Here is a 22,180-nt window from a genome sequence, read left to right as displayed (position 1 = left end):
ACCCCGTCCTGACCCGTCCTGACCAAGCCCTGACCAGCCTCCCCGGGAATGACGACCATGAGCGACTTCTGGCCGAGCCAGGCCTACCGCCACGACCTCGACATCCGCTTCACCGACGGCGCCGTCCCGGCGTGGGCGCGCCCGCTGGTGGAGGGCCGGCAGCCGAACAGCACCGCATGGGTGGCCGTGATGGCGCGGCGGGCCGGGAAGAGCTGGCTGGCGCAGGCCGCCGAGCGGGCGCGGGCCGCACCGGGCGGGGCGCGCCGCATCGACCTGCGCTCCGGTGAGGCGGCGGTCCGCAGGGCAGGCCTCGGCTGTCTCCTCGGGCGGCGCTCCACGCCGACGCCCGCCCCGGGCGCGGTGCTGTTCGTCGACGAGCCCGCGCTGTCCACGCCGGGCGGCCGGGGCCGCGGCGTCGACCCGGCCGTGCTCGCCGCCGGGCTCGAACAGGTGCGGGAGGCGGGCATCGTCCCCGTCGTCCTCGCGACCCCCGCCGAGCACGAGCGGCTCGGGCCGTATCTGGGCGCCGACCACCCCAAGGACGTCGTACGGCCGCCCGTGCTGTCGGCCGAGGAGTGCGCGCGGATGACGGCGCGCGCCCCGGAGTGGGCGCCCGGGGTGGTGGAGCTGCTGCGCGACTCCTTCCCCGGCTGGCTCCAGACCCCGTTCCTCCTCGAACTCGCGTTGTACGTGGCCGAGTTGGAGCCGGAGCTGCGCGCGGACGCCGAGGCACTCGACCGCGCGGCCTGCGAGGCGGCCGTGGAGCAGCACGCCTATATCGACCAGTGGTTCCACGACGGCACCTCGGCGGCGGGGCGCGCCCTGCTGCGCGCCCACCGCTGGCGCGGCTCGGGGCTCACGGTGACCGAACCCGACGGCCGGGCCGAGAGCCGCACCGAAGGTCGTACCGAGGGCCGGGCCGAGCAGCCGCGCAACGGTGCCGCCGATCCGGCCGCCGACCCCGTCCTCGCCCGCCACCTGCCCGAGGTGCTCCGCGTCCACCACGTCTCCGACCTGCACCACGGCGGCAGCCTGCGCTCCAACGTCGACGCCAAGGACGTCACCGCGGCGGGCCGCAGGCTGGCCGATCTCGCGGGCGCCGGGTCCCCGATGGACAGCTACCTGGAGCACCTGCGCCGCCTCGGGGAACTCGGCCGCGCCCCGCACCTGCTGCTCGTCACCGGCGACCTCGTCAACCGGCCGCACGACGCGTTCGGCACCGTCGCGCTCAACTGGCTGCGCAAGGCGGGCAAGAGCCTCGCGGACCACCCGGACCTGCGCCCGGACGATCCGCGGATCCTCCTCGTCGGCGGCAACCACGACGTGTCCTGGGACCTGACGCTCGACCCCCGGCCCGGCGCGCGCCACGAGTGGTTCGCGCGGACCTTCGCCGAGTTCCCCCACCCCGACCTGCACGAGCCCCGCCACGACCGCAGGCGTCTGTACGTGCGCTACCCGGAGGCGGGGCTGCGGATCGCGCTGCTCGGCTCCGCCGAGTCGGGCGGCGAGACGGCCCGCGACGAGGACCGCGACAAACTGGAGGCGGCGCAGGAGGAGTTCGCCCACGCGCTCGACGAGACCGATCTCTCCTCGCTGATACTGGACTTCGAGCGGATCGACCCCGGGGTCGTCTCCCGCGCCGTCCTCGACCGGCTCGCCCCCGACCGGGGCTGGACCACGCTCGCCGCCCTGCACCACCCGCTCTCCCCGGTGCCCGCGGTGGAGATCGCCCCGTACTCGGGGGTGGTCAACGCGGGCCAGGCCAAGCGGGCGCTGGCCGCCGCCGAGACGTCCCTGGTCCTGCACGGCCATACGCACCTGGGGTTCCTGGCCGCCGAGCGGCTGCTCGGCGGGGAGCAGGAGTGGACGACGCGGATCGCCGGGGCGCCCGCGCTCGGCAGCCGCGAGACGGACGAGCACAACGGGTACAACGAGGTGTTCGTGGCCCGCGAGGGCGACGCGCACACGCTCGCCGTGCGCACGGTCCGGCTCTCGGGCGGCCAGTGGGTGCCGGACCGCCCCATCGCGTTCCGGCCGGGTGCCCCGGCGGAACTCCCGCTCGCCGAGCTGTGCCGGGACTGAGCCCTCAGAGAGGAAGCACAGATCAGCGCGCGTCACCGAACTCGCTGAGCACCCCCTCGGGCATCAGCGCGTTCACGTACCTCCCCGGGCCGTGGTCCTCGAAGGAGTACTTGAACGGGAGGGAGCGGGTCAGCGCGAGCCGCGCAGCAAAGAACGCGAGCGGCGCGACGACCGCGAGCCCCGCGAGGCTGTCCATCTGCGGATAGGGCGGGGCGGGGTCGCGCCGCTCGACCCAGCCGTCCTCCTGGCCGCGCACCGGGACCGCCGCGAGGCGGCGCAGCCGGTGCAGGGGGCTGACGCCGGCGAGCAGGTCGCCCGGGACCGAGACGGCCTCGGCCGCCGCGTCGGCCGCCGCCCCGAGCACGGCGTCCATCCCCGTACGGCGGGTGCGGTAGTGGAACTCGCGGCCGAACGCGGCGTACGGGCCGACGGGGCGCGGCGGCAGGGCGGGCACGACGTCGCGGTCGAGGATGTAGCGCAGGAGCCGGTCGCGCAGCAGGTGGGTGCCGTTCACGTCGGTGGCGCTCTCGCAGGCGCGGGCCAGTGCGGGGCCGCCGAGCATGGGCTGGCCGAAGGTGTAGACGGCGCGCAGACAGCGGGCGATGTGGGCGTAGCGCGGTTCGTGGACGAGGGTGACCGCCATCAGTGCCGCCATGGCCGCGCCGAGGCTGTGCCCGGTGATGTAGAGCGCTTCGAGGCCGCCGCCCCGGGTGCCGTCCTCGCGCGGGTCGAGGGACTCGCCGCGCACGGCCCGGTCGAGGGCTTCGAGGACCAGGTACCGGGTGGCTCGCATGTTGCGGTAGAAGCCCGCGTGCACGGGGTGGCGGACACCGTCGAGGTCGACGCGGAGCGTGTCGGGGTGCACGTCGGCGTCGGTCAGGATGCTGATGATGTCCTCGGGCTGGGTGCCGCGGTAGCAGAGGATCGCGACGCGGCGGTCCTTGTCCTGGATCAGGTAGGCGGCGGAGGAGATGTAGAGCGCGTCGACACGCTGGACGAAGACGCGGCAGCGGTTCTCCTCCAGGCCGAGCCGCGTCGCCATCAGGGCGACGGTGCGGGGGTCGGCGCCCTGGTCGAACCCGGCGTAGGCGTAGGCCGACAGCGTCGCGAAGGCGTGCGGGAGGACGCCGTCCGGGTCGGGGTGGCCCTTGTCGTCGAGGAGCCGTGTCAGCAGGTCGGGGTAGACGGGAAAGGTGGTCCTGCCCGGCTCGACGAAGGTCGGTTCCTTGAAGGGGCGCAGCTCGGCGAAGGTGGGTCCGTGCTCGGTCTTGTCCCGCATGAAGGGCCTCCCAGGACGGGGCTGCCGAGCACACCACCGGGGCGACACGCCGTCAAGGCGTCGCTGACCGGCCACCGCCGCGCCGGTCGGGTGGGGCGGGTGAGGAGCGGGCGGCGCACGGTACCGGGAACGGACGGGGTGCGCCGGGGCGGTCGTCGCTGACATGCCCAAATCCCCGCATACGTACGGGAGTTCGTGCTCGGGGCGGGTGCCGGTACATGGCGGGAAGCGGCGCTGCGATCCCTGTCACGGCGCCGATAGCGTCACTGGCCCCTTCCTCCTCCAGGCACGACCTCCCGACGTACAGCACACGACAGGGACGGCAACCCATGGCCGAGACCGAACGTCACACACCGTACGAGTCGGCACAGTACGAGCGGTACGAGGGCGGCAGCCCCGAGGCCGAACGCCTTGTGTTCGAACGCCTCGCCCGCGAGATCATGGAGGTGCAGGTCGCGAACCGGCGGGCCGCCGGCGCCCCGCGCTTTGAGCGGACCTTCCACGCGAAGGCCGCGCTCGGTGTGGAGAACGCCCGCCTGCGCTTCACCGACGACCTCCCGGCCGCGCTGCGCGGCGGCTTCGCCCAGCCCGGCGCCGACTATCCGGCGACGGTGCGGCTCTCCAACGCGAGCGGCGTGCCCGGCCCCGACGGCGCGCCCGACCTGCACGGGATCGCCGTGCGCGTCCAGGTGACGGGCGACGAGAGCCACGATCTGATGGCGACGAGCTTCCCCGTCTCGCACGCGAGCAACGCCCGCGAGTTCGTGGCGTTCGCCAAGGCGATGGCCGGCGCCCGCACCCCGCTGCAGAAGGCGTTCGGCCTGTTCGTGAAGTTGCCGCTCGCGGTGGGCCTCTCGACGGCGACCCGGATGCGGCGCAACGTCCAGGCGGCGACCCGGCAGAAGGTCAGCAGCCTGGCGCGCGAGACGTACTGGAGCCGGGGCGCCCTGCTGTGGGCGGAGGCGGGCCCGGTCCGCTACCTGTTCCGGCCCGCCGCGACCGGCGGCAGCGCACCGCACCCGGACCGCGGCGACCCGAACTTCCTGCGCAAGGAGCTGGGGCAGCGCCTCTCCCGGGACGACGTCGCCTTCGACCTGTGCGTGCAGCGCTACGTGGACGAGCGGCGCACGCCCGTCGAGGACGCCGCCGTGGAGTGGGAGGACGCCATCACACCGCCGATCGTGGTGGCCAGGCTGACGATCCCGAGCCAGGACATCACGACGGCCGAGGCCGGTTCGGCGGCCCGGCGCGTCGAGGAGCTGTCGTTCAACCCGTGGTTCACGACGGACGGGTTCCGCCCGCTCGGCAACATCAACCGCGCCCGCAAGGCCGCCTACCAGGCCAGCAGCGCCCAGCGCCACGACACCCGCTTCACGACGACGGAGCCGGTCAGGAACCGGGTGCTCGACGTGCCGTTCGCGTTCGCCTTCCGCGTCCTGAACCGGGCCGTGCCCTGGCACCGGCTGCCGGTCGACGCGAGCCTGCTCAACCTCGTCTTCCTGCGCAAGGTCCTTCGCCGCCTCAACCTCATCGACACCGATGTGCCCGAGGCGCCGCCGAAGGCCGTCCCCGTGCCGGTCCCCGTCGACGAGCGGCTGCGCACCTCACGCTCGTACGACGGGACGTACAACGATCTGTCGGCGCCGAAGATGGGCGCGGTCGGCGCGGCGTTCGGCCGCAACCTGAAGCCGCAGTACCGGCCCGACCTCTTCGACACCCCGAACCCGGTGACGGTCAGCCGCCAGCTCCTGGCCCGGGAGAGCTTCGTGCCCGCGACGTCGCTGAACGTCCTCGCGGCGGCCTGGATCCAGTTCCAGGTGCACGACTGGGTCAACCACCGGCGCTACCCCGAGGGCGGCAGGACCGTCGAGGTGCCGCTGCCGCCGGGCGGCGGGACCTGGACCAACACGCCGGGCGGCCCGCAGGAGAGCGTGATGCGGTTCGCCGAGAACGAGGGCATCGAGGTGCCCGGCGACAAGCCGCCGGTCCTCTTCGGGAACACCGCCTCGCACTGGTGGGACGGGTCCGAGGTGTACGGCGGCGACGAGGCGACGGCCCGGCAGCTGCGCGAGCCCGACGGCGGCGCGAAGCTGCTGCTCGACGCCGGGCACATCCCGATCGACCGCGGCGGCATCCCGATCACCGGGTTCAAGGACAACTGGTGGATGGGGCTCAGCGCCATGCACACGCTGTTCGCCCGCGAGCACAACGCGGTGTGCGACGCGCTGCGCGCCGAGTACCCGTCGATGAGCGAGGACCGGATCTACCACACGGCCCGGCTCGTCGTCTCCGCGCTCATCGCGAAGATCCACACGGTGGAGTGGACCCCGGCGATCCTCGCGACGAAGGCCATCGACATCGGCCTGCGCACCAACTGGGAGGGCCCGCCGAGGAACTGGCTGAACCAGCTGGGCCTGTGGCTCCTCGAAGCGCACTCGCTGACCGGCATCCCGAAGACGCTGCCCGACCACCACGGCGCGCCGTACTCGCTCACCGAGGACTTCGTGACCGTCTACCGGATGCACCCGCTGATCCCCGACGACTACGAGCTGCGCGAGTTCCACTTCGGGCAGCGCCTGGAGACCGTCGGCTTCAACGACATCCAGGGCGCGGCGGCCGAGAGCCAGATCCGCAAGACGGGCCTGGCCAACACGCTCTACTCGTTCGGCATCGCGCACCCGGGCGCGATCACCCTGCACAACTACCCGAAGTCGCTCCAGCACTTCCAGCGCGAGGGCGAGATCATCGACCTGTCGGTCGTCGACCTGGTGCGCACCCGCAGGCGCGGGGTGCCGCGCTACAACGACTTCCGGGCGGGGTTGCACAAGGAGCGCATCCGCCGCTTCGAGGACCTCACGCGCGAGCCGGAGACCCTCGCCCGTCTGAAGGAGGTCTACCGGACGGTCGACGAGATCGACACGGTCGTCGGCCTGTTCGCGGAGAACCCGCCGACCGGCTTCGGCTTCTCGGACACCGCGTTCCGCATCTTCATCCTGATGGCGACGCGGCGGTTGCAGAGCGACCGGTTCCTCACCGTCGACTACCGCCCGGAGATCTACACGCCGCTCGGCATGGACTGGGTGGAGAAGGGCGGCATGAAGTCCGTCGTGCTGCGGCACTGCCCGGACCTCGCCTCGCTGCTGCCGCGCGACGCCAGCGCCTTCGCGCCGTGGCGTCCGGTCTCGCCGATGGCCACCGGGGACAACGGTGCGGACGGGAACAACGGGGGCACCGATGACGTCGGTTGACGGGAACACGGGCAACCGGGGCCTGGACGACCTCCTCGCCCGCCCGTTCCTCCAGACGGTCTGGCGGCGGCGCACCCACCGGGTCTCCCGGGGCGCGTCGGTGCCGGCCGGATCGATGAGCTACCGGTCGCCGCACCAGGCCCAGCCGCTGAGCGAGCTGGAGGAGGCGGTGCTCATCGCGGTCACCGGCTCCACGGGCCTGACGATGCCGGACCGCCCGTTCGAGGACCCGCGCGACGGCAAGCCCATCATGGCCAAGCCCAACCTGACCATGACGGGCCGCACGGCGGGCAGCCCCGACAACGCGCAGGGCACGTACTTCTTCCTGATCAACGACAGCGGCACGTACTTCCTGCGCAAGCTGGACCCGGCCCCGCACGAGCCGTTCGACGCACCCTCGCTGATCGAGCGGGCCCGGCAGGCGAAGGTGAAGATCCTCGACCACCGGCTCGACGTGGCCGAGGGCCTGCGGGACTTCCCGGCCTACCTGGACTCCAACCGCTTCCTGTCCAACCTGCCGGGCACGACCGTCCTCTTCCCGGTCGTCGACCTCTCGCACCAGTACATCAACGCGCTGATGTACCTGCTCACGCAGCCGGACGGGGCGCGGCCGACCTTCGTCGACGACCGGAACCTGTACCGTCCGGCGGGCGTGAGGAAGTGGATGGAGAACGGGTTCCTGAACAAGGACCTGAAGCTGCCGCTCGGCGCGCTCGGCCCGCTGCGCACCCAGATCGAGGCGGACCTGCTCCTGCAGAACGTGATGCTGACGGCGGAGGCGATGGGCCTGGGCGCCTGGATCCACGCCTCGGTCAACCCGCAGATCGCGCTCGGCGACCCGAAGTTCAGCAAGGTCTACGGCAAGATGCTCGGCTTCACGTTCGTGACGCCGCGCTGGCGCCTCGCGGACCTGTGGCGCTGGCACGTGCCGCTGCCCAAGTACGCGACCCTGCGCTCGCAGCCGGTCGGCCTGACCGACCCGGCGACCGGCGCACCACTGATCGAGGCGGCCTGCCCGCCCGCGCACGCCTCGATGTCGGACGCGGTGGACGCGGTCGTCGAGTCGAAGTTCGGCACCGGCGGCACCTACGCCGACAAGGACGTCTTCACCCGCATCTACAAGGAGGACTACGGCCAGCGCTACCTCGCCGAGGCCAGCGAGTACGACGAGCGGGTCATCGACTGCGCCCGTGACGTCTGTACGTACATCCTGGCCACGCACCGCCGCTTCCCCGCGCACACGGACGCCATCCACGTGCCCGGGATCTGGCTCCAGGCCCACCATGTGGAGGACGAGTACTACGAGCGCTTCTTCACCCATGGGCTCACCGACGCGCACCGGGCGCACGACACGCTCTGGGACGGGGAACCGATGAGTTGAGAGGGGTCCGGGAGTCACCCTTCACGACACCTGCGACCGTCAGCCCAGGAGGGTGACCCCGATGCCCGAGACCGCTCTGCACGATGTCCTTGCCCCGCACGTCACGAAGGGGCCGGTGCCGGGAGCCGTGGGTCTGGTGGCCCGCGGCGACCGGGCCGAGGTCGCGGCGGTCGGTCACGTCGACGCCGAGGGCACGGCGCCGCTCGCGCGGGACTCGCTCTTCCGCATCGCCTCCGTGACGAAACCGATCGCGGCGGCGGCCGTCCTGATCCTCGTGGACGAGGGCCGTCTCACCCTCGACGCGCCGATCCGGCGCTGGCTGCCCGAGCTGGCCGATCCCGTCGTCGTACGGGACCCGGCGGGCCCGGCCGAGGACGTCGTGCCGGCGCGCCGTCCGATCACGGTGGAGGACGTGCTGACCTCCCGCGCGGGCTGGGGCTTCCCGTCCGACTTCAACCTGCCCGCCGTGCAGCCGGTCTTCGCGCTGGCGGACCCGCACGACCCGCACCACGCGCCCGGCCCGGACGCCTGGCTCGCGGCGCTCGCCCGCATCCCGCTCCTCCACCAGCCCGGCGAGGCGTGGCTGTACAACACCTGCTCCGACCTCCAGGGCGTCCTGGTCTCACGGGTCACGGGGCAGAGCCTGCCGGACTTCCTCGCCGAGCGGATCTTCGCGCCGCTCGCCATGCGCGACACCGCGTTCGCGGTCCCGGCCGCGAAGCTGTCGCGCTTCACCAGCTGTTACGTACCCACGGCCGACGGGGGCGCCGAGCGCGTCGACACCCCCGACGGCAGGTGGAGCAGCTCGCCCGCGTTCCCCTCCGGCGCGGGCGGGCTCGTCTCCACCGCCGACGACCTCTGGGCGTTCGCCCGGATGCTCCTCGCGGACGGCGCCCCGGTGCTCTCGCCCGAGTCGGTACGCCGGATGACGACCGACCACCTGACGGCGGACCAGCGCGCGGCCAGCGATCTCTTCACGCTCGGCTCGGGCTGGGGCTACGGCGGCTCCGTCGACGTAGAACGCCGCGACCCGTGGAACGTGCCGGGCCGCTACGGCTGGGTCGGCGGCACCGGCACGGCCGCGCATCTGACCCCGTCGACCGGCACGGTGTCGATCCTGCTGACGCAGCTCTCCCTCGGCGGCCCGTCACCGCTGCCGCCGGTCATGCGGGACTTCTGGGCGTACGCGGCTCAGTGGTGACGACTGGTGAGCACCTGGGCCCGGCACTCCCCCGGCGTCCCCCACGCCTCACGCAGCGCCCGCGCCTTCATCAGCCACAGGCTGAGATCGAACTCGGCGGTGTACCCGATGGCGCCGTGCAGCTGGAGCGCGGTACGGGCCGCCGCGTACGCCGCCTCGCCCGCGGCCACCTTGGCGGCGGCGAGGTCGGCGGGGCGCATGGTCACCGCCGCGCCGAACACGAGCGGCCGGGCGAACTCCAGGGCGACGAGAGTGTCGGCCAGCCGGTGCTTGACCGCCTGGAAGGCACCGATCGGCACCCCGAACTGCGTCCGCTGCCGCACATGCGCCACGGTCCGGTCGAGCATGGCCCGTCCGACCCCGAGCGCCTGCGCGGCGGAGGCGAGCCGGGCAATCGCCCCGGCACGCAGGGCGGCGTCGCGTACGGCGGGGCCGTCGGCCAACTGGTTGCCGCCGGGCAGCGGCTCGGCGTACCGGCGGGCGGGATCGAGCCCCGGCCGGACGGAGCCGTGCCCGGGGGCGAGGCGCAGGGTCCAGGGGTCGCCGCTCTCCACGACAAGGAGCCGGTCGGCGGCGTCCGCGTCCAGGACGTACGGGCCGCTCCCGGGCAGACCGAGCGTGACCATGGCCTCCCCGTCGCCGTTCGGGGCGTCACCGAGGCGGGCGCACAAGGCGACGGCCGCCAGCGTCTCGACGTACGGGCCCGGAACGGCGTGCCGTCCCAACTGCTCACACGCGAGCGCCAGTTCCACCGGGTACGCGTCCGGGCCGGCCAGTGCGAACACGCCAAGGCCGGCGACCCGGTGCCACAAGGCGCGGCCCGGTGCGAAGTCTCCGTCGGCCCAGGCGCGGGCCGCGCCCGGAACGTCCGACTTGGTGAGCAGCGCGTCGAGCGTGCGGGCGAACTCGCGCTGCTCGGCTTCGAGGAGGAACCGCATCAGCGCCGCCCTTTCGGCAGGCCGAGCAGGCGCTCGGCGATGATGTCGCGCTGGATCTCGTTCGTGCCGGCGTAGAGGGGCCCGGCGAGGGAGAAGACGTACCCCTCGGACCAGGGCCCGTCCGCCAAGCACCCGTCCGCTCCGAGTTCGAGCGCGGTCTCGTGCAGCGCCACGTCGAGCTCCGACCAGAACACCTTGTTCATACTGGACTCCGCGCCGATGTCCTGCCCCTCCAGGGCGCGTGTGGCGTGCGCCCAGGTGAAGAGTTCGTAGGCGCGGGCGCCGATCACGGCGTCGGCGACGCGGTCGCGGAGCGCGGGGTCGGGCGTCTCCCGCCACTGGTCGGCGAGGGCGCCCGCGCTCGCGAGGAACCGGCCCGGCGAGCGCAGCGTCAGACCCCGTTCGCTGCCGGTCGCGGACATCGCGATGCGCCAGCCCTGCCCCGGCTCGCCGATGACGTCGACGTCGGGCACGAACACGTCGTCGAGGAAGAGCTCCGCGAAGGCGGGTTTTCCGTCGAGGCGTGGGATCGGCCGGACGGTGACGCCGGGCGCGCGCAGGTCGAACATGAGGTAGGTGAGGCCGCGGTGCGGCTTGTCGCTTCGCGCCGTGGCGGGATCGCTGCGGAAGAGGCCGAAGGCCCGGTCCGCGAAGGCGGCGCGCGAGGACCACGTCTTCTGCCCGTTGAGCACCCAACCACCATGCACAGGCGCGGCGGTTGAGCGCAGGGAGGCGAGGTCCGAACCCGCCTCCGGTTCGGACCAGGCCTGCGCCCAGACCGTCTCCCCGTTCGCCATGGACGGCAGGACCCGGTCCCGCTGCTCCTCGGTGCCGTGGTCGAACAGGGTCGGCGCGAGGAGGTGGATGCCGTTCTGCGTGACCCGGCCCGGCGCCCCGGCCGCGTAGTACGCCTCCTCGAACAGCAGCCACCGTACGAGCCCCGCGTCCTGGCCTCCGTACCGCTCGGGCCAGGAGACGACGGACCAGCGGCCGGCGGCGAGTTCGCGCTCCCAGGCGCGGTGCGCGGCGAACCCCTCCTCGGTCTCCAGGGAGGGCAGCGGCTGATCCGGCACGTGCGCGGCGAGCCAGTCGCGCGCCCGTGCCCGGAACGCCGCGTCGTCGGCGTCGATCGTCAGGTCCACCGGACTCGCACCCCTTCCTACCTAACAACTGTTTGGTAGATTGTCCGCAGAGTAGCTGCCAGCGCCGACGTCCGTCGACACCGGAGGTACGCGTATGAGCCCGCCGCCGCCGTACGAGCCCGGCCACCGCCTCCTGTCCGGCCGCACCGCCGTGATCACCGCCGCCGCGGGCGCGGGCATCGGCGGCGCGACCGCGCGCCGCTTCCTGGAGGAGGGCGCGCGCGTCGTCGTCGGGGACGCGCACGCGCGGCGGACGGCGGAGACCGTCGAGGCCCTCGCCGAGGAGTTCGGCGCCGGCCGCGTGACCGGCACGCCCTGCGACGTCACCGACGAGGACCAGGTCCGGGCCCTGTTCGCCCTGGCCGACGAGGCCCACGGCGGGCTCGACATCGTCGTGAACAACGCGGGGCTCGGCGGCACCGCCGAACTGACCGAGATGACCGACGAGCAGTGGTCGAAGGTCATCGACACGACGCTGACCGGCACGTTCCGCTGCACCCGCACCGCCCTGCGGCTGATGAAGGCGGCGGGCCGCGGCGGCGTCATCGTCAACAACGCCTCCGTGCTCGGCTGGCGCGCCCAGGCCGGGCAGGCGCACTACGCCGCCGCCAAGGCGGGGGTGATGGCGCTGACGCGCTGCGCCTCCGTGGAGGCGGCGGAGCACGGCATCCGCGTCAACGCGGTCTCGCCGAGCCTCGCCATGCACCCGCACCTGGCCAAGGTGGTCTCGCCCGAGCTGCTCGACGAGCTGACCTCCCGCGAGGCGTTCGGCCGGTACGCCGAACCGTGGGAGGTGGCCAACGTGATCGTGTTCCTGGCCAGCGGCTACTCCTCGTACCTGACGGGCGAGGTGCTCTCCGTCAGCGACCGGCACGCATAGCACGCACAGCACGCACAACCGCCCTCTCAGGACCGGACCGGAATGGAGTCGAACATGCCCGAGGCGTACATCGTGGACGCCGTGCGCACCCCGGTGGGCCGGCGCAGGGGCGGCCTGTCCGCCGTGCACCCCGCCGACCTGGGCGCGCACGTACTGAAGGCGCTGATGCGGCGCACCGGCGTCGATCCGGCCGCCGTGGAGGACGTCGTGTTCGGCTGCCTCGACGCGGTCGGCCCGCAGGCCGGTGACATCGCGCGCACCTCCTGGCTCGCGGCGGGGCTGCCCGAGGAGGTGCCGGGCGTGACGATCGACCGGCAGTGCGGCTCCTCGCAGCAGGCGGTGCACTTCGCGGCGCAGGGCGTGCTGTCCGGCACGCAGGACCTGGTGGTCGCGGGAGGCACGCAGAACATGTCAATGGTGCCGATCGCGTTCGCGTCGCGGCTCGCGGCCGAGCCGCTCGGCCTGACGGAGGGCCCGTTCGCGGGCAGCGAGGGCTGGCGGGCCCGCTACGGCACGCAGCCCGTCAACCAGTTCCACGGCGCGCAGCTCATCGCCGAGAAGTGGTCCGTCTCCCGGCAGGCCATGGAGGAGTGGTCGCTGCGGTCGCACCAGCGGGCGGTCCGTGCCATCGACGAGGGCCGCTTCGATCGCGAGACGGTCCCGTACGGCGGCGTCACCGTCGACGAGGGTCCGCGCCGCGACACGACCCTGGAGAAGATGGCGGCGCTCGCCCCCGTCCTGGAGGGCGGCACGATCACGGCGGCGTGCTCCTCGCAGGTGTCGGACGGCGCGGCGGCGATGCTGATCGCCTCCGAACGGGCGGTGCGCGAGCACGGGTTGACGCCCCGGGCCCGCGTCCACCACCTCTCCGTACGCGGCGAGGACCCGATCCGGATGCTGTCCGCGCCGATCCCGGCGACCGCGTACGCGCTGAAGAAGACCGGTCTGTCGCTCGACGCCATCGATCTGGTGGAGATCAACGAGGCGTTCGCGCCGGTCGTCCTCGCCTGGCTGAAGGAGACCGGTGCCGACCCGGCGAAGGTCAACGTCAACGGCGGCGCGATCGCCCTCGGCCACCCCCTCGGCGCGACCGGCGTGCGGCTGATGACGACGCTGCTCCACGAACTGGAGCGCACGGGCGGCCGGTTCGGCCTGCAGACGATGTGCGAGGGCGGCGGCCAGGCGAACGTGACGATCATCGAGCGCCTGTGACCCGCCGTTCAGGGTGAGGGCCGCAGCCGCTCCAGGGTGCGGCCCGCCTCCGCCATGATCCGGTCCACGAGCTCCTGGCACGACGGCAGGTCGTCGATGACGCCCGCGACCTGCCCGGAGGCCATGACGCCGCCGCGCGGATCGCCGTCCACCATCGCGGCCCTGAGCATCATCGGCGTGTTGGCGGCGAGCAGCACCTGGCTCCAGGACAGCTCCTTGCCGTGCCGCAGGGCGAGCCCGTCGCGGACCATCCGCGCCCAGCTCACCCCGGACACCTCGCGGAACGCGGCGGCGTGGCGCACCGCCCGCACGAGAGCGGCGGGCCTCCCGGCGCGTTCGAGCCCGGCGACGAGTTCGCTGCGCAGCATGCGGTGCGGCAGGCCGTCGACGGCGGTGGTGACGGTGATGTCCTTGACGCCGGCCGCGAGGTAGCGGGCCTTGACGGCGTCCGGCACGGTCGAGTCGGAGGTGAGCAGGAAACGGGTGCCCATGGCGATCCCGGCGGCGCCGTACGCGAGCGCCGCGACGAGCCCGCGCCCGTCACGGAACCCACCGGCCGCGATCACGGGGATGCTGACGGCGTCCACAACCTGCGGCAGCAGCACGGTGGTCGCCACCTCCCCGGTGTGCCCGCCGCCCTCACCGCCCTGTACGACGACGGCGTCGGCGCCCCACGCCGCGACCTTCTCCGCGTGCCTGCGCGCCCCGACGGACGGGATGACGACGACACCCGCGTCCTTCAGCTCGGCGATCAGCTCCCGCGACGGCGCGAGCGCGAACGAGGCCACCTTCACGCCCTCGTCGACGATGACGCGCACACGCTCCCGCGCGTCCCCGGCGTCGGCCCGCAGATTGACCCCGAAGGGCTGAGCGGTCCGGCCCTTGACCTCCCGCACGGCGGCGCGGAGCTGCCCGGTCGTCATCGTCGCGGAGGCGAGGATGCCGAGCGCCCCGGCGTTCGCGGCGGCGGAGACGAGCCGGGGCCCGGCGACCCAGCCCATGCCGGTCTGCACGAGGGGGTACCGGACGCCGGTCAGCTCGGTGAGGGCGGTGCGGAAGGCGGCGTCGCTCACGCGGGCACCTCGCGGTGGCGGAGCCCGTCCGGGTCCAGCTCCTCGCGTATCAGCCGCAACTCCTCGTCGGTCGGCTCCCGCGTGTACGGGACATCGGCGGGCAGCGCCAGCTCGAAGCCGGTCGCCTCGCGCACCTCCGTGACCGTGACCCCGGGGTGCAGGGACGCGAGCCGCATCGTGCGGTCCGGGGTGTCGAAGTCGAGCACGGCGAGGTCGGTGACGACGCGCCGCAACTGGTGGAAGCGGGTCGCGGACGGCCCGGCCGCGGCGGCGCTGTCATGGCCGACACCGCTCACCATGTCGACCTTGCCGACGAAGACGCGCCGGGAGTGCCTGGGCACCCAGTAGCTCGTCGGGTTGTTCAGGGTGTTGACGGGGCCGCCGCGCACCCCGAGCAGCTGCCGCGTCGGACGGTGCCAGTCACCGATGCAGGAGATGTTCTGGTTGCCGAACCGGTCGAGCTGGCTCGCGCCCATCATCACGTGCCGGCGCCCGCTCGCCACCAGCTCCAGGTGCTGACGGTAGGGCAGCCAGCCCTCACGCTCCCCGTCGGGGCCGATCAGCATGGCCTCACCGTCCGTGAGGAGCAGGTCGGGGGCGAACGTGCGCCGCGCGAGCCGCGCCCCGATACCGGGGATCAGGCCCATCGGGCCGGCGAGCAGTTCGCCGCTGTCGCGCCAGGCCTCGGCGCAGGCGATGACGCAGTGATCGGCGCGTGTGGCCGTCAGGGCACTGGATGCACTCATCGGGCCTCCTCTCCCCGCTCCTGCCGCCACGCCTCGACGGCGGCCTGGTACGCCTGCTCGTCCCCGCTCAGGAACCGCGCCCGGAACTCCTCGAACGGTGTGGTCGCGTACAGCTTCTGGAACGCCTCGTCGCGGCCGTGGTCGGGTGCGCAGGACGTGAAGTGCGCGCCGTTCGGGGCCTCGACGACGCCGGTGACGCGGTGCCGTTTGACGAGGAGGGACTGCGGCGGCCCGCCCTTGGCGAGTTCGGCGCTGTCCACGATCCGCTCGCAGGACAGGTACGCGGTGTCGGCGGCCGAGCAGAAGAGGTCGTCGAAGTACGGGTCCGGGCCCAGGTACTGGCCGTTGCCGCGCCGGTCCGCGCGGTTCAGGTGGACGAGGGCCGCGTCCAGGCGCAGGGCGGGCATCGCGACGAACGTCTCCTCGTCCTCGTACGGTGAAGTGACGGTCCGCAGGCCGGGGTTGACGCGCATGACGTCCGAGCCGAGGCCCGCGCGCACGGGCAGGAACGGCAGCCGGTTCGCGGCGGCGCGCAGCCCCCACATGAACATGGCCTCGTCGATCTCCGTCAGCTCGATACGGCCCTGCTCGCGGGCGGCGCGGAAGTGCGGTTCGAGGGGGATGGTGTCGAGGGTGACGAACGGTGCGACCAGTCTGCGGATCTTCCCCGCGGCGGCGAGCAGGCCCACGTCGGGGCCGCCGTAGGAGACGACGGTGAGGTCGGTGACGTCGCTGCGCAGCAGGGCCCGGACCAGCGCCATGGGTTTGCGGCGCGAGCCCCAGCCGCCGATGCCGAGCGTCATGCCGCTGCGCAGCCGCCCGGCCACGTCGTCGGCGGAGAGGGTCTTGTCGCTCGTGCTCACTCGGCCTCCTCGTCGGGGCGGCGCCGAGACCGGCGCGGACCCGGTCGGCGACGCCGCTGAGGTTCGCCTCGAAGGTGAACCCCTGCTCGTAGCGGTAGCTGCGGCGTACGTCGACGGGGTCGATGCCGTTGAGCGCGGCTTTGGCGAGCCGCAGGAGGTATCCGTCCTTGCGCGCGATCTCCCCGCCAGCGCGAAGGCGGTCGCGTGGAGTCGGGACCGGGCACCACCTTCCACACCGACCCGTGGGCGTGCAGTTCGACGGCGGTGACGGTGCGCGAGGTGTAGTAGAGGGCGCGCATCAGGTGCTGCGGGACCAGGCGGGACAGGTGGGTGGCGGCGCCGAGCGCGCCCCGGTCCAGTTCGGGCAGGCCGAAGGTGGCGTCGTCGCTGGCCACGATCGCGTCGGCGTTCCCGACGAGCCCGATCCCGCCGCCGAGGCAGAACCCCTGCACGGCGGCGACGACCGGCACCTCGCACTCGTACACGGCGGCGAAGGCGGCGGCGCAGCCCCGGTTGGCGCCGATCAGCGCGGTGTGGCCGCCGTCGCGCTGCAACTCCTTGATGTCGACCCCGGCGTTGAAGCCGCGGCCGGTGGCGGTGAGCACGACGCAGCGCACATCGGGGTCGCGCCCCGCCGCGCGGACGGCGTCGGCGAGGTCGTACCAGCCCTGTACGGGCAGGGCGTTGACCGGGGCGTAGTCGACGTCGACGACGGCGACGGCCCGCTCGGCGGGATCGGGCCCCGCGTACGAGAGAGAGACGGGCATGGGCGGCACCGCCACCTTCCACCAAACGTTTGTTAGGTGCGTTGGTGCGAAGGTAGCAGTCATGCCGCGCGGGGAACAGGAGGGCTCAGCGGGCGGACGGGTCCCGTTCGGACTCGTGCCAGCCCGCGTGCAGCGCCTGGTACTCCTCCACGGTCGCCTTCGGCACGTACGAACCGGGCCCGTACATGGCCTTGGCGAGACGTGCACGCACCCGTTGCCGCACGGTGAACTTCCGCGCCACCCCGTTCTCGTCGACGCGCGGCCCCAGCTCGTACGGCGCCGGCTGCTCGTGCAGGTTCAGCTTGTACAGCTCGGCACGGCTGAGCGGTTCGTGGACCTCGATGTACTCGCCGTGCGGCAGCCGCTTGATCGTGCCGGACTCGCGGCCGTGCAGGGACTTCTCGCGGTCACGGCGCTGCAGCCCGTTGCAGATCCGCTTGGTGACGAAGAACGCGAGCACCGGGACGACGAAGAAGCCGATCCGCACGGCCCACGTGATGGCGTTGATGGAGAGGTGGAAGCGCAGCGCCACGATGTCGTTGCCTCCTCCGATCAGGAGCACGCCGTACAGGGAGAGCCAGGCGACGCCGAGGCCGGTGCGGACGGGGCGGTTGCGCGGACGCTCGGCGATGTGGTGCTCGCGCCGGTCGCCCGTGATCCACGCCTCGATGAACGGGTACACCGCGATCAGGGTCATGACCAGCGGGAACAGCGCGAACGGGATGAAGACGCCGAGTTGTAACGTGTGCCCCCAGAGGTTGATCTCCCATCCCGGCATCACCCGGATCAGGCCCTCGGAGAAGCCGAGGTACCAGTCGGGCTGGGCGCCGGTGGTCACGAGGTGCGTCTGGTACGGCCCGAACGCCCACACCGGGTTGATGGTGGCGACCGCGCCCATGACGGCGAGGACACCGAAGACCAGGAAGAAGAAGCCGCCCGCCTTCGCCACGTAGATCGGCAGGAAGGGCGCGCCGACCACGTTCCTCTCCGTGCGTCCGGACCCCGCGAACTGGGTGTGCTTGTGGTAGAAGACCAGGATCAGATGGGCCGCGACCAGGGCGAGCATGATGCCGGGCAGCAGCAGGATGTGGACCGGGTAGAGGCGGGCGATGAAGTCGTCGCCGGGGAACTGCCCGCCGAAGAGGAAGAACGAGAGATACGTGCCGACGATCGGCACCGACAGGATCGCGCCCTGCGAGAAGCGGAGGCCGGTGCCGGAGAGCAGGTCGTCGGGGAGCGAGTAGCCGGTGAGCCCCGTGACGATGCCGAGCATCAGCAGGGTCCAGCCGAACAGCCAGTTGACCTCGCGGGGTTTGCGGAACGCGCCCGTGAAGAAGACCCGCATCATGTGGCAGAGCATCGCCGCGACGAAGACGAGCGCGGCCCAGTGGTGCATCTGCCGGATCAGCAGACCGCCGCGCACCTCCATGCTGATGTCGATCGTCGACTCGTACGCCCGGGTCATGAGGATGCCCTTGAGCGGTTCGTACGAGCCGTTGTAGACGACCTCGGCGTTGCTGGGCTCGAAGAACAGGGTCAGATAGGTGCCGGTGAGGATGAGGATGATGAAGCTGTAGAGGCAGATCTCGCCGAACATGAAGGACCAGTGGTCCGGGAAGATCTTGCGCATCTGGGACTTGGCGAGCTGGTAGAGCCCGAGCCGCCCGTCGGCCCAGTCGGCGAGCCGCTCCCCCTTGCCCGGGGGGTTCGCGCGCCGCCCTCGGCCGCCGTCCCTGTCGCCGTCGTCGCCATCGCTGCCGTCGCTGCCATCGCTCATGCGACTCCCCCTCGAAGCCCGGTGAGGCGCGGACAGGGTCTCAGGGTAGAGCGCGGGCGGGGCGGCGGACAGGGGTTCAGCGCGGGGTCGCGTTATGCAGCCGGATGCCGCTGAAACGCAGGGTGCGGGTGGTGACTGCGTCCCGGAATGTCCAGCCCAGCACTTCCCCGGGCACGGGCCGCATCACTCCTTCTCGCCTTTCTCCCCTGAGTCACCGCGTTCCGTGAGCCGCTCCATGGCTTCCTCCACGGTCTGCGTGTGCGCCCAGGCGGCCTTGGTGGCCGCGTCCGGGTCGCGGCGCGCGATCGCGTCGGCCAGGTCGTCGTGGGCGGAGGCGCCGGGCAGCTCGGGGGTCCAGTCGGGGACGAGCGACTCGATGCTGTGCCGCACCGACGCCGTGATGCTCTCGTACAGGTCCGTCATCAGCGGGTTCCCGCTCGCGGCGACGACCGCCCGGTGGAACTCCAGGTCCCGGTCGACGAAGGCGGCCACCTCCCCGCGCTCGTCGGCACGGCGCCGCGCGAGCAGCGCCGACAGGATGCGGGCCAGATCCTCCTCACCGCGGTGCAGGGCCGCGGCGGGCGCGGCCTCCCGCTCCAGGGCGAGGCGGACCTGGAGGACGTGGCGCAACTCGGCCCGGCGCAGGCGTCGTTGCAGCGCGGCGTTGAGATCGCTGGCGGCCCGGACGTACGTACCGTCGCCGCGCCGCGCCTCGAGCAGCCCCGTGTGACACAGCGCGCGAACCGCCTCACGAACCGTGTTCCGCCCGACCCCGAACGCCTCGACCAGCTGCCCCTCGGCGGGAAGCCGGTGGCCTACCGGCCAGTCGCCGCGTTCGATGTGCCGCTCGATGCGGTGGATGGTTTGTTGGACGAGGGTGGGGGACGGGATGGGGGGCGGGGTCGGGGTCGGGGGCAAGGCGGGGCCCTTCTGATGGGTGCGGACGACACTCCAAATATCCCATATCTGGAGTGGACGCCTGCGGCTCCTCGGCCGCATTCAGCGGTTGGCCACCCTCCGCAGGGACGAAACATGGGATGTTACGTTGGCGGCATGTCCCACAGCGCCGACCCGTCGACGACGTCCGAGCCCGCCCGTACCGCATCCGCGCCACCCGTTCTCGCGGCGGGCGGGCTGCTCGCGGCGGGCGTCCTGCTCATCGCCATGAACCTGCGGCCGGGTGTCGTGTCGGTCTCCCCCGAACTCGACACGATCCGCGCGGCGACGGGCCTGAGCAGTTCGCTGGCCGGGCTGCTCACGACGCTGCCGATCCTCTGCTTCGGGCTGCTCGCCCCGTTCGCGGCGAAGCTGTCGCGGCGGATCGGGATGACGCGGGCGCTCGGCGCGATGATGGCGCTGCTCACGGCGGGCATCGCGGTACGCCTGGCACCGGGGCTGCCCGCGCTCTTCGCGGGGACGGTACTGCTGGGCGCGGCGATCTCGCTGTCCAACGTGCTCGTACCCAGCGTCATCAAGCGCCACTTCCACCACCGGACGGGTCTGATGATGGGCCTGTACTCCGTGGCCCTGTTCTGCGGCGCGGCCCTCGCGGCCGGAGTGACGGTGCCGCTCGGCGACGCGCTCGGGCTCGGCTGGCGCGGGGCGATCGGGATGTGGGCGGTGCTCTCGGCGCTGGCGTTCGTGGTGTGGCTGCCGCAGTCGCGCCGGTCGGACGCGCCGGGTGCGGTGGCCGGGGGCGTTGTCCGTCCCCGTACGCCCCTGCGCCGCTCCCGCCTGGCCTGGCAGATCACGCTCCTCATGGGCCTGCAGTCCCTGGAGTACTACGCGTGCGCGGCGTGGATCCCCGCGATGCTGACCGACGAGGGCATGTCGTCGACGCAGGCCGGCTGGATGCTGTCCCTGATGAGCCTGGTCGGGATCGCCGGTTCGCTCGCCTTCACGGCGCTGGTCGGCCGGTCCGCGAACCAGGTGGCGTTCGCCCTCGCCGGCACGGCACTGTTCCTCGCCTCGCTGCTCGGGCTGATGGTCGCGCCGGTCGGCGGGGCGTACGCGTGGATGCTCATGCAGGGCTTCGGCTCCGGGCTCCTCATCAGCACGGCGCTGGCGGTGATCGTCCTCCGCTCCCCGGACGCGACGCGCGCCGCGGAGATGTCCGGAATGGCCCAGGGAGTCGGCTACTTGCTGGCGGCGGCGGGGCCGTTCCTGCTCGGGGCGCTGCATGATGCGACCGGGGGTTGGACGGTTCCTTTGGCGCTGCTCGCGGTGTTGTGCGTGCCGATGGGGATCGCGGGTGTCGGGGCGGGACGGGCGCGGCAGTTGGAGGGGTGAGCCGATGAGCATCGCGGACGTCGGGGCCGGTCGGGCCCGGTGACCGGAGGGTGGGCCGGTAACCGATCCCGGGGCCGGGGGTGCGGGGATATAGGCTTTCGCGGCAGGTGGTCCACGAGGGGCCGCAGAAGGCGCGAGTGAAGGCGAATCGCCTCAGTTCCGGGGGTCTGCCGATGATGTTCGACGTGGGGGCACGGATGACTGGTCCGCAGACACCGTCGCGGGCTACGACGCGCGGGGTGCGGTGCGTTCGATGAACCCGGTGGAGAACAACACGGAGGCGCTGGCCGCTGATTCCGCGGAGAACATCGCCGCGCCTGTGCCTTCGGCGATGGCTCCGGTGACAGGTGCGCCCGAGGACGGGGGCACGGCCCCGGCCCCGGGCCGGACCAAGGAGCCGCTTCCGGTGCGCCGTCGGGACGTGGCGCGTCCGAACCCCGGTACGGTCCGCCGCGATCGCCGCCCGAAGCAGGCGAGCTCCGCGACGCCGCCCGCCCCCGCACAGGGCACAGCCGCGGCGAACGGGCAGGCGGCGCAGGCGCCAGGCGCGAGCGCCGGCGCCCCTCCGACCCTTCGCCGCACCCCCGCCCGATGCCGAACCCCGGCACCCGATTGGCGCCGCCGACGGAGGTCGGCGACCCAGCCCGGCCAACCCTCAGCTCTCCGCAGCCCCCTCCGCCGCCCAGGACTCAACCGCGCCGCACTTTCAAACCCCGGCAAGCCCCCCCGCAGCCCAACCTGATCTCACCCCCGCGCCCCGACAAACCTGCCGATACCCCGCCGCGCGCAGCGCGCAGCACCGCACCCCCGGCGAACCCCACCAACACCCCGCCCGCGGCAGCACCCACACCCCCGGCAACCCCCACGCCACCCGCCCCGGCACCCGCCCCCTACGAACCGCCGACACCCCCCCGCACACCCCACCCCGCAAACCTCACCGACACCCCCCCGCGCAGCACCCGCACCCCCCAAACCTCACCCACCCCTCCCGCGCAGCACCCGCACCCCCGCAAACCTCGCCACACCCCGCCCGCTGCACACCCTCCCCCCGGCGACCCCGGCGCCACCCCGCACGCGCTGGCACCCGCGCCCCCGGCGAACCCCACCGACACCCCGCCCACGGCAGCACCCGCACCCCCGGCGAACCCCACCGACACCCCGCCCGCGCCGCCAGCACCCCTCGCCCCCGCGACCCCCGACGCCACTCCGCCGGCCGCCCCCGAGGCCCCCGCCCCGGTGCCCAGCCCCGCATCCCCGGAACCGACCGTGACCGTGTCCCCTGGCCCTGCCGCCGCCCCCACG

At 73.0% G+C, this 22,180-nt stretch carries 16 protein-coding genes; 7 read left to right on the top strand and 9 right to left on the bottom strand.

Annotated elements, in window-relative coordinates; translation table 11 throughout:
- Positions 1 to 48 precede the first annotated feature (48 nt).
- The gene (locus tag N5I75_RS25795) at positions 49 to 2,082 is read left to right on the top strand and encodes a metallophosphoesterase family protein (RefSeq protein ID WP_476681077.1); all 2,034 of its coding nucleotides are present in this window, start codon (positions 49 to 51) and stop codon (positions 2,080 to 2,082) included.
- Between the two features lie 22 nt (positions 2,083 to 2,104).
- On the opposite strand, the gene N5I75_RS25790 is transcribed toward N5I75_RS25795, so the two are convergent.
- A complete protein-coding gene (locus N5I75_RS25790; protein ID WP_476681075.1) occupies positions 2,105 to 3,361 on the bottom strand; it encodes a lipase family protein in 1,257 nt (418 codons plus the stop codon).
- A 329-nt stretch (positions 3,362 to 3,690) separates the two neighbouring features.
- On the opposite strand from N5I75_RS25790, the gene N5I75_RS25785 reads away from it, so the two are divergent.
- From N5I75_RS25785 to N5I75_RS25775, 3 genes are all read left to right on the top strand, one after another.
- Positions 3,691 to 6,609 carry a peroxidase family protein gene (locus N5I75_RS25785; protein WP_476681074.1) on the top strand — a complete coding sequence of 973 codons (2,919 nt, stop codon included), beginning with the start codon at positions 3,691 to 3,693 and terminating at the stop codon, positions 6,607 to 6,609.
- On the top strand, positions 6,596 to 7,990 hold the full coding sequence (locus N5I75_RS25780; protein ID WP_476681072.1) for a hypothetical protein: 1,395 nt from the start codon (positions 6,596 to 6,598) through the stop codon (positions 7,988 to 7,990). Before N5I75_RS25785 ends, N5I75_RS25780 begins: the two co-directional genes overlap by 14 nt.
- 61 nt (positions 7,991 to 8,051) lie before the next feature.
- Positions 8,052 to 9,191, top strand: coding sequence for a serine hydrolase domain-containing protein (locus N5I75_RS25775; protein WP_476681070.1), 1,140 nt, complete (start codon positions 8,052 to 8,054; stop codon positions 9,189 to 9,191).
- Here the strand turns inward: N5I75_RS25775 and N5I75_RS25770 are convergent.
- On the bottom strand, positions 9,182 to 10,129 hold the full coding sequence (locus tag N5I75_RS25770; RefSeq protein WP_476681068.1) for an acyl-CoA dehydrogenase family protein: 948 nt from the start codon (positions 10,127 to 10,129) through the stop codon (positions 9,182 to 9,184). The genes N5I75_RS25775 and N5I75_RS25770 overlap by 10 nt on opposite strands.
- Positions 10,129 to 11,271, bottom strand: a complete 1,143-nt coding sequence (locus N5I75_RS25765; protein WP_476681066.1) for an acyl-CoA dehydrogenase family protein — start codon at positions 11,269 to 11,271, stop codon at positions 10,129 to 10,131. The genes N5I75_RS25770 and N5I75_RS25765 overlap by 1 nt, the downstream gene beginning before the upstream one ends.
- A 94-nt stretch (positions 11,272 to 11,365) precedes the next feature.
- Here N5I75_RS25765 and N5I75_RS25760 point away from each other — a divergent pair, with 94 nt between their 5' ends.
- Both N5I75_RS25760 and N5I75_RS25755 read left to right on the top strand, forming a co-directional pair.
- Entirely contained in the window at positions 11,366 to 12,151 is a 786-nt protein-coding gene (locus tag N5I75_RS25760) for an SDR family oxidoreductase (RefSeq protein WP_476681064.1), read from the top strand.
- A 54-nt stretch (positions 12,152 to 12,205) separates the two neighbouring features.
- A complete protein-coding gene (locus N5I75_RS25755; RefSeq protein WP_476681062.1) occupies positions 12,206 to 13,363 on the top strand; it encodes an acetyl-CoA C-acetyltransferase in 1,158 nt (385 codons plus the stop codon).
- An 8-nt stretch (positions 13,364 to 13,371) separates the two neighbouring features.
- Here the strand turns inward: N5I75_RS25755 and N5I75_RS25750 are convergent, their stop codons facing one another.
- The 6 genes from N5I75_RS25750 to N5I75_RS25725 all read right to left on the bottom strand — a co-directional run bounded on the left by N5I75_RS25750 (position 13,372) and on the right by N5I75_RS25725 (position 19,507).
- Positions 13,372 to 14,436 carry an NAD(P)H-dependent flavin oxidoreductase gene (locus N5I75_RS25750; RefSeq protein ID WP_476681060.1) on the bottom strand — a complete coding sequence of 355 codons (1,065 nt, stop codon included), beginning with the start codon at positions 14,434 to 14,436 and terminating at the stop codon, positions 13,372 to 13,374.
- Entirely contained in the window at positions 14,433 to 15,182 is a 750-nt protein-coding gene (locus N5I75_RS25745) for a CoA-transferase subunit beta (RefSeq protein WP_476681058.1), read from the bottom strand. The genes N5I75_RS25750 and N5I75_RS25745 overlap by 4 nt, the downstream gene beginning before the upstream one ends.
- Positions 15,179 to 16,045, bottom strand: coding sequence for a CoA transferase subunit A (locus N5I75_RS25740; RefSeq protein ID WP_476681057.1), 867 nt, complete (start codon positions 16,043 to 16,045; stop codon positions 15,179 to 15,181). The genes N5I75_RS25745 and N5I75_RS25740 overlap by 4 nt, the downstream gene beginning before the upstream one ends.
- Positions 16,042 to 16,812 carry an enoyl-CoA hydratase family protein gene (locus N5I75_RS25735; RefSeq protein WP_476681055.1) on the bottom strand — a complete coding sequence of 257 codons (771 nt, stop codon included), beginning with the start codon at positions 16,810 to 16,812 and terminating at the stop codon, positions 16,042 to 16,044. Before N5I75_RS25735 ends, N5I75_RS25740 begins: the two co-directional genes overlap by 4 nt.
- Before the next feature lie 85 nt (positions 16,813 to 16,897).
- On the bottom strand, positions 16,898 to 18,589 hold the full coding sequence (qcrB, locus tag N5I75_RS25730) for a cytochrome bc1 complex cytochrome b subunit (RefSeq protein WP_476681053.1): 1,692 nt from the start codon (positions 18,587 to 18,589) through the stop codon (positions 16,898 to 16,900).
- A 183-nt stretch (positions 18,590 to 18,772) separates the two neighbouring features.
- Positions 18,773 to 19,507, bottom strand: a complete 735-nt coding sequence (locus N5I75_RS25725) for a FadR/GntR family transcriptional regulator (RefSeq protein WP_476681051.1) — start codon at positions 19,505 to 19,507, stop codon at positions 18,773 to 18,775.
- 135 nt (positions 19,508 to 19,642) lie between these two features.
- Here N5I75_RS25725 and N5I75_RS25720 point away from each other — a divergent pair, with 135 nt between their 5' ends.
- Positions 19,643 to 20,878 carry a CynX/NimT family MFS transporter gene (locus N5I75_RS25720; protein ID WP_476681049.1) on the top strand — a complete coding sequence of 412 codons (1,236 nt, stop codon included), beginning with the start codon at positions 19,643 to 19,645 and terminating at the stop codon, positions 20,876 to 20,878.
- The last annotated feature ends 1,302 nt before the right edge of the window (positions 20,879 to 22,180 follow it).

Source organism: Streptomyces sp. R818 (assembly GCF_056172735.1).
The sequence above is the reverse complement of the archived record's forward strand: the minus strand, read 5'-3'. Positions and strand labels throughout refer to the sequence as shown.

Bases quoted from the DNA above. Each gene is read 5' to 3' on its own strand.
- N5I75_RS25795 (WP_476681077.1), top strand. From the start codon at position 49: ATGACGACCATGAGCGACTTCTGGCCGAGCCAGGCCTACCGCCACGAC.
- N5I75_RS25790 (WP_476681075.1), bottom strand. From the start codon at position 3,361: ATGCGGGACAAGACCGAGCACGGACCCACCTTCGCCGAGCTGCGCCCC.
- N5I75_RS25785 (WP_476681074.1), top strand. From the start codon at position 3,691: ATGGCCGAGACCGAACGTCACACACCGTACGAGTCGGCACAGTACGAG.
- N5I75_RS25780 (WP_476681072.1), top strand. From the start codon at position 6,596: ATGACGTCGGTTGACGGGAACACGGGCAACCGGGGCCTGGACGACCTC.
- N5I75_RS25775 (WP_476681070.1), top strand. From the start codon at position 8,052: ATGCCCGAGACCGCTCTGCACGATGTCCTTGCCCCGCACGTCACGAAG.
- N5I75_RS25770 (WP_476681068.1), bottom strand. From the start codon at position 10,129: ATGCGGTTCCTCCTCGAAGCCGAGCAGCGCGAGTTCGCCCGCACGCTC.
- N5I75_RS25760 (WP_476681064.1), top strand. From the start codon at position 11,366: ATGAGCCCGCCGCCGCCGTACGAGCCCGGCCACCGCCTCCTGTCCGGC.
- N5I75_RS25755 (WP_476681062.1), top strand. From the start codon at position 12,206: ATGCCCGAGGCGTACATCGTGGACGCCGTGCGCACCCCGGTGGGCCGG.
- N5I75_RS25745 (WP_476681058.1), bottom strand. From the start codon at position 15,182: ATGAGTGCATCCAGTGCCCTGACGGCCACACGCGCCGATCACTGCGTC.
- N5I75_RS25735 (WP_476681055.1), bottom strand. From the start codon at position 16,812: ATGCCCGTCTCTCTCTCGTACGCGGGGCCCGATCCCGCCGAGCGGGCC.
- qcrB (WP_476681053.1), bottom strand. From the start codon at position 18,589: ATGAGCGATGGCAGCGACGGCAGCGATGGCGACGACGGCGACAGGGAC.
- N5I75_RS25720 (WP_476681049.1), top strand. From the start codon at position 19,643: ATGTCCCACAGCGCCGACCCGTCGACGACGTCCGAGCCCGCCCGTACC.